The organism is Marinobacter maritimus, from assembly GCF_007671675.1.
GTDB lineage: Bacteria > Pseudomonadota > Gammaproteobacteria > Pseudomonadales > Oleiphilaceae > Marinobacter > Marinobacter maritimus.
On sequence record NZ_VCGW01000011.1, the window covers coordinates 1 to 5,557 of the forward strand.

The window sequence follows — 5,557 nt, forward strand, 5'->3', positions numbered from 1 at the left end:
CGCATCTCCTTCGAGGGACACACCGCTGAGGCGGGGAGTTCTGAGAAGGGCAACTGTTTGAAAGTATTGAAGAAAACGAGTTTGAAGTTTCTTTAATTAAACGGTTGACAAGGCGGCGAGACGATGTAGAATACGCCACCTTGATTGAGCAACGGCTCAACCGCTCTTTAACAAATTGACCAAGTAATTCGTGTGGGCGCTGGCTGGAGTATTTCGACAAGAAATACCAAGGCAAGCGACTCGTCGAACATTGAGTTTTGTCTTGAGCAAGATTAAAGATCTTCGGATCTTATATGATTTAAACTGAAGAGTTTGATCATGGCTCAGATTGAACGCTGGCGGCAGGCTTAACACATGCAAGTCGAGCGGAAACGATGGGAGCTTGCTCCCAGGCGTCGAGCGGCGGACGGGTGAGTAATGCTTAGGAATCTGCCCAGTAGTGGGGGATAGCCCGGGGAAACCCGGATTAATACCGCATACGCCCTTTTGGGGAAAGCAGGGGATCTTCGGACCTTGCGCTATTGGATGAGCCTAAGTCGGATTAGCTAGTTGGTGAGGTAATGGCCCACCAAGGCGACGATCCGTAGCTGGTCTGAGAGGATGATCAGCCACATCGGGACTGAGACACGGCCCGAACTCCTACGGGAGGCAGCAGTGGGGAATATTGGACAATGGGGGCAACCCTGATCCAGCCATGCCGCGTGTGTGAAGAAGGCTTTCGGGTTGTAAAGCACTTTCAGTGAGGAGGAAGGCCTCAAAGTTAATACCTTTGAGGATTGACGTCACTCACAGAAGAAGCACCGGCTAACTCCGTGCCAGCAGCCGCGGTAATACGGAGGGTGCAAGCGTTAATCGGAATTACTGGGCGTAAAGCGCGCGTAGGTGGTTGAGTAAGCGAGATGTGAAAGCCCCGGGCTCAACCTGGGAACGGCACTTCGAACTGCTCGGCTAGAGTGTGGTAGAGGGTAGTGGAATTTCCTGTGTAGCGGTGAAATGCGTAGATATAGGAAGGAACACCAGTGGCGAAGGCGGCTACCTGGACCAACACTGACACTGAGGTGCGAAAGCGTGGGGAGCAAACAGGATTAGATACCCTGGTAGTCCACGCCGTAAACGATGTCAACTAGCCGTTGGGGATCTTGAATCCTTAGTGGCGCAGCTAACGCACTAAGTTGACCGCCTGGGGAGTACGGCCGCAAGGTTAAAACTCAAATGAATTGACGGGGGCCCGCACAAGCGGTGGAGCATGTGGTTTAATTCGACGCAACGCGAAGAACCTTACCTGGCCTTGACATGCTGAGAACTTTCCAGAGATGGATTGGTGCCTTCGGGAACTCAGACACAGGTGCTGCATGGCCGTCGTCAGCTCGTGTCGTGAGATGTTGGGTTAAGTCCCGTAACGAGCGCAACCCCTATCCCTAGTTGCTAGCAGTTCGGCTGAGAACTCTAGGGAGACTGCCGGTGACAAACCGGAGGAAGGTGGGGATGACGTCAGGTCATCATGGCCCTTACGGCCAGGGCTACACACGTGCTACAATGGCGCGCACAGAGGGCTGCAAACCCGCGAGGGGGAGCCAATCTCACAAAACGCGTCGTAGTCCGGATCGGAGTCTGCAACTCGACTCCGTGAAGTCGGAATCGCTAGTAATCGTGAATCAGAATGTCACGGTGAATACGTTCCCGGGCCTTGTACACACCGCCCGTCACACCATGGGAGTGGATTGCACCAGAAGTAGTTAGTCTAACCTTCGGGAGGACGATTACCACGGTGTGGTTCATGACTGGGGTGAAGTCGTAACAAGGTAGCCCTAGGGGAACCTGGGGCTGGATCACCTCCTTAAACGAAGTTGAAGCTTCGGTCAGAGTCCACACGAATTACTTGGTTGATTGATAAAGAGAGCAATTGGGTCTGTAGCTCAGTTGGTTAGAGCGCACCCCTGATAAGGGTGAGGTCGGTGGTTCAACTCCACCCAGACCCACCAGAATTGCTCAGCTCGGCGTTATCGAGTGACTTGCATAGCAGGCTATGCGGCGCCTCTCGATGCCTGGATCTGAACAATTCTTGATGTAGCTTTTTGGGGCTATAGCTCAGCTGGGAGAGCGCCTGCCTTGCACGCAGGAGGTCGGCAGTTCGATCCTGCCTAGCTCCACCATTATACGGATGTCCTGACTTCGGTCAGTGTACAGAAACAAGTGTTTCACGACGATGAAATCCTTCTTTCTGATCACTGGGTCAGATTTGCTCTTTAACAAATTGGATGAGATAGAACACGAAGACATTTTCTCATTATCTCCGAGAAGATGTGTTCAATGTGATAGCGATTTTTTCAAGCGTTATCCGGTGTTGTCGTTGAAGTGGTTGTATATAGCTTCAAGTGGCTGTCTCGAAAACACACACGCATCAGGCTTGCCTGGTATGTTGGGTGGTTTCGGATCAGTTGTCTTGGGGTTATATAGTCAAGCAACTAAGCGCATACGGTGGATGCCTTGGCAGTCAGAGGCGATGAAAGACGTGGAAGCCTGCGATAAGGTTCGGGGAGCTGGCAAACAAGCTGTGATCCGGACATTTCTGAATGGGGAAACCCACCCGATTTCGGTCGGGTATCTTGCACTGAATACATAGGTGTAAGAGGCGAACCGGGGGAACTGAAACATCTAAGTACCCCGAGGAAAAGAAATCAACCGAGATTCCCTAAGTAGCGGCGAGCGAACGGGGACTAGCCCTTAAGCTAGACAACTGGTAGGAGAAGGCTCTGGAAAGTGCCGCCATAGTGGGTGATAGCCCCGTATCCGAAACCTGAGTCTAGTGAAATCGAGTAGGACGGGACACGTGGTATCCTGTCTGAACATGGGGGGACCATCCTCCAAGGCTAAATACTCCTGACTGACCGATAGTGAACCAGTACCGTGAGGGAAAGGCGAAAAGAACCCCTGTGAGGGGAGTGAAATAGATCCTGAAACCGTATGCGTACAAGCAGTCGGAGCAGACTTGTTCTGTGACGGCGTACCTTTTGTATAATGGGTCAGCGACTTATGTTCAGTGGCGAGGTTAACCGTTTAGGGGAGCCGTAGGGAAACCGAGTCTGAATAGGGCGATTTAGTCGCTGGGCATAGACCCGAAACCGGGCGATCTATCCATGAGCAGGTTGAAGGTTGAGTAACATCAACTGGAGGACCGAACCCACTGTCGTTGAAAAGCCAGGGGATGACTTGTGGATCGGAGTGAAAGGCTAATCAAGCCCGGAGATAGCTGGTTCTCCCCGAAAGCTATTTAGGTAGCGCCTCGGACGAATACCACAGGGGGTAGAGCACTGTTTCGGCTAGGGGGTCATCCCGACTTACCAACCCGATGCAAACTCCGAATACCTGTGAGTACTATCCGGGAGACACACGGTGGGTGCTAACGTCCATCGTGAAGAGGGAAACAACCCAGACCGCCAGCTAAGGTCCCCAAATTCCAGTTAAGTGGGAAACGATGTGGGAAGGCTCAGACAGCTAGGAGGTTGGCTTAGAAGCAGCCATCCTTTAAAGAAAGCGTAATAGCTCACTAGTCGAGTCGGCCTGCGCGGAAGATGTAACGGGGCTCAAACTGGATACCGAAGCTGCGGCTGCATACTTTGTATGCGGGGTAGGGGAGCGTTCTGTAAGCCTGCGAAGGTGAGTTGAGAAGCTTGCTGGAGGTATCAGAAGTGCGAATGCTGACATGAGTAACGACAATGCGGGTGAAAAACCCGCACGCCGGAAGACCAAGGGTTCCTGCGCAACGCTAATCGGCGCAGGGTGAGTCGGCCCCTAAGGCGAGACCGAAAGGTGTAGTCGATGGGAAACGGATTAATATTTCCGTACCTTGGATAGCTGCGATGGAGAGACGGAGAAGGCTAGGTGAGCTGGGCGACGGTTGTCCCGGTTTAAGCGTGTAGGGAGTGGGTTTAGGCAAATCCGGACCCACAATTCTGAGACGTGACGACGAGCACCCTTTTACGGGAGCGAAGTCATTGATGCCATGCTTCCAGGAAAATCTTCTAAGCTTCAGGCTATTTGAGACCGTACCCCAAACCGACACAGGTGGTCAGGTAGAGAATACCAAGGCGCTTGAGAGAACTCGGGTAAAGGAACTAGGCAAAATGGTGCCGTAACTTCGGGAGAAGGCACGCCGGTGGTATGTGACGCCCTTCGCGGGTTGAGCAGAAGCCGGTCGAAGATACCAGGCCCCTGCGACTGTTTATTAAAAACACAGCACTGTGCAAACTCGTAAGAGGACGTATACGGTGTGACGCCTGCCCGGTGCCGGAAGGTTAATTGATGGGGTTATCCTTAGGGAGAAGCTCTTGATCGAAGCCCCGGTAAACGGCGGCCGTAACTATAACGGTCCTAAGGTAGCGAAATTCCTTGTCGGGTAAGTTCCGACCTGCACGAATGGCGTAACGATGGGGGCGCTGTCTCTACCCGAGACTCAGTGAAATTGAAATCGCCGTGAAGATGCGGTGTATCCGCGGCTAGACGGAAAGACCCCGTGAACCTTTACTATAGCTTCACAGTGAACTTTGAACATGTTTGTGTAGGATAGCTGGGAGGCTTTGAAGCGTGAACGCCAGTTTGCGTGGAGCCAACCTTGAAATACCAGCCTGGCATGTTTGAGGTTCTAACTTGGTCCCCTTATCGGGGATGAGGACATTGTGTGGTGGGTAGTTTGACTGGGGCGGTCTCCTCCTAAAGCGTAACGGAGGAGCACAAAGGTGGGCTAAGTACGGTCGGACATCGTACGGTTAGTGTAATGGCACAAGCCCGCTTAACTGCGAGACAGACACGTCGAGCAGGTACGAAAGTAGGTCATAGTGATCCGGTGGTTCTGTATGGAAGGGCCATCGCTCAACGGATAAAAGGTACTCCGGGGATAACAGGCTGATACCGCCCAAGAGTTCACATCGACGGCGGTGTTTGGCACCTCGATGTCGGCTCATCACATCCTGGGGCTGAAGCCGGTCCCAAGGGTATGGCTGTTCGCCATTTAAAGTGGTACGCGAGCTGGGTTTAGAACGTCGTGAGACAGTTCGGTCCCTATCTGCCGTGGACGTTGGAGATTTGAGGAAAGCTGCTCCTAGTACGAGAGGACCGGAGTGGACGAACCGCTGGTGTTCCAGTTGTCTCGCCAGAGGCATTGCTGGGTAGCTACGTTCGGACAGGATAACCGCTGAAAGCATCTAAGCGGGAAGCCCCTTCCAAGATGAGATCTCCCTGAGGCCTTGAGCCTCCTGAAGAGCCGTTCAAGACTAGGACGTTGATAGGTCGGGTGTGTAAGCGCTGCGAGGCGTTGAGCTAACCGATACTAATTGCTCGTGCGGCTTGACTATATAACACCCAAGACAATTGCGGATATCGCAACGAAAGAATCGAATCACCGTTCTATCTCATCCCCCAGTGATCGACCGTTTTGTCTGACGACTATAGCGGCCTGGCACCACCTGATCCCATCCCGAACTCAGAAGTGAAACAGGCCTGCGCCGATGGTAGTGTGGCATTTGCCCATGTGAGAGTAGGTCATCGTCAGACTCTTAAT

2 tRNA genes and 3 rRNA genes are annotated in these 5,557 nt (G+C 52.8%); all 5 read left to right on the forward strand.

Going from position 1 to position 5,557, the window contains the following annotated elements:
* The first annotated feature begins 300 nt into the window (after positions 1–300).
* The 5 genes from FFI90_RS20025 to rrf all read left to right on the forward strand — a co-directional run bounded on the left by FFI90_RS20025 (position 301) and on the right by rrf (position 5,550).
* Positions 301–1,840, forward strand: a 16S ribosomal RNA gene (locus FFI90_RS20025).
* Positions 1,841–1,905: 65 nt separating this feature from the next.
* A tRNA-Ile gene (locus FFI90_RS20030) sits at positions 1,906–1,982 on the forward strand.
* A gap of 95 nt (positions 1,983–2,077) precedes the next feature.
* Positions 2,078–2,153 (forward strand) — tRNA-Ala (locus FFI90_RS20035).
* 302 nt (positions 2,154–2,455) lie between these two features.
* Positions 2,456–5,351 (forward strand): 23S ribosomal RNA (locus FFI90_RS20040).
* Positions 5,352–5,434: 83 nt separating this feature from the next.
* A 5S ribosomal RNA gene (gene rrf / locus FFI90_RS20045) occupies positions 5,435–5,550 on the forward strand.
* The 16S, 23S and 5S rRNA genes sit together here with 2 tRNA genes alongside, the layout of an rRNA operon.
* Positions 5,551–5,557: the final 7 nt, after the last annotated feature.